This is a genomic window from Streptomyces ossamyceticus (assembly GCF_001418475.1).
Classification (GTDB): domain Bacteria; phylum Actinomycetota; class Actinomycetes; order Streptomycetales; family Streptomycetaceae; genus Streptomyces; species Streptomyces ossamyceticus.
Window position 1 is genome coordinate 1 of record NZ_LIQX01000884.1, and the last position, 1,628, is coordinate 1,628.

A 1,628-nucleotide genomic window follows, 5' to 3' on the forward strand; every position below is an offset into this window, starting at 1 on the left:
GTGGATCGGGCGGGCGGGGCTGGAGGCGGCGCTGCGGGCCCATGACGGACGCGGCGGCGGCTCGAAGGCTCTCCTGGGGCGCCTGGAGGGCGCGTTCGGCCCACCGGACAGGCTGCCGGGGCAGCTCTACCCCCGGTCCGACCGTCCGGCGGTGCTGGCCTCCTTCGCGCCCGAGGTGGCCGCCTGCGCGGGCGAGGACCCGGTGGCGGCGGACATCCTGCGCGCCGCGGCNNGCCCGACGTCGGGCGAACCCCTGGTGGCGCTGACCGGCGGCCTGTTCAAGCTGGGCGCCCCTCTCCTCGTACCACTGGAGGAGGAGTTGACACAGCGGCTGCCGCGGGCCCGGAGGGTACCCGGGGAGGGCGATCCGCTGCACGGCGCCGTACGGATCGCGACCGATCTGGCCACCGGCAACCTCCGATTGCCGTACGACGATCGGCTGTTGTACACAGTGGCCGAAAAGTAGTACCTGAAATACGGACCAAAGCAGCCTGTCGGACAAGCACCACTGTGGCCCGTCAAGAGCACTGCTCGGCAGATAAATGCGGTATCGATCGGCCCGATCGACCCGTAACCCATCAGACAAATCCGGACGGATACCGCTCACCTGCACCCTCCCCGAACAGGGGAACCCCGGAAACAAGTAACATGCGGCGCCATGAGCTCCCCCACTGGGCCCGCGTCCGGCCTGCCAGTACGAATGCCGCGACCCCGCCAGCCCGGCCGGCACCGCCGACCGGAACCCCTGGCGGCTCCCGAGGGCGCGCCCGCGCTGCTCCTCGCGGTGCCGGGCACGCCCAGCGCCGCCACGCGCAGCCTCGCCGAGGAGGTCGTGAGCATCGCGCGCTCCGAGCTGCCCGGCCTGGACGCCCGCATCGGTTACGTCGACGGCGGCGGCGACGAGTTCCCCACGCTCCAGTCGGTGCTCACGGGCGCCGCCGAGGAGCGCACCGCCCGTTACGAGCAGGCGCGCGCCGCCGGACTCGACGTCAAGGAGCCGGACGGCCCCGTCGCCGTCGTCGTGCCACTGCTGGCCGGTCCGGACAACGCGACGCTGCGCCAGGTCCGCCAGGCGGTCATGGAGAGCCGGATCGCGGCCGAGCTGACCGATGTCCTCGGCCCGCACCCGCTGCTCGCCGAGGCGCTGCACGTGCGGCTGTCGGAGGCGGGTCTGGCGCGTGCCGACCGTGCCCGGCTGTTCACCGTCGCCACCGCCGCGGACGGCATCGTCCTCGCCTCCGTGGGGGGCGACGAGGCCGTGCAGGCGGCCGGTATCACGGGCATGCTGCTGGCCGCGCGTCTCGCGGTGCCGGTGATGGCCGCCGCGCTCGACCAGGAGGGTTCGATCAGCTCCGTGGCCGAGCAGCTGCGCTCCTCCGGTTCCCAGCAGCTCGCGCTCGCGCCCTACCTGATAGGGCCGGAGATCGACGCCGCCCTCATCGCGGACGCCGCGGCGGAGGCGGGGTGCTCGGCCGCCGAGGCGCTCGGCCCGTACCCGGCGATCGGCAAGCTGGCGCTCGGCAAGTACACGACGGCGCTGGGCATCGCCCCGCCGCAGCAGCAGGGCCTGCCGGTCCGCTGACTCCGGCCGCGCCCGGTCCGTCTCGACCCGTACGGCCGAGGGCCCG

1 protein-coding gene and 2 pseudogenes are annotated in these 1,628 nt (G+C 73.9%); all 3 read left to right on the forward strand.

Annotated elements, in window-relative coordinates; genetic code table 11:
* Positions 1-231, forward strand: a pseudogene (locus tag AOK15_RS48175) (ATPase); the annotation flags it as partial.
* Between the two features lie 2 nt (positions 232-233).
* Positions 234-466 (forward strand): annotated as a pseudogene (locus tag AOK15_RS48180) (ATPase); the annotation flags it as partial.
* Between the two features lie 192 nt (positions 467-658).
* Positions 659-1,582: a sirohydrochlorin chelatase gene (locus tag AOK15_RS40115; RefSeq protein WP_107099623.1), complete on the forward strand. Its 924-nt coding sequence runs from the start codon at positions 659-661 to the stop codon at positions 1,580-1,582.
* The last annotated feature ends 46 nt before the right edge of the window (positions 1,583-1,628 follow it).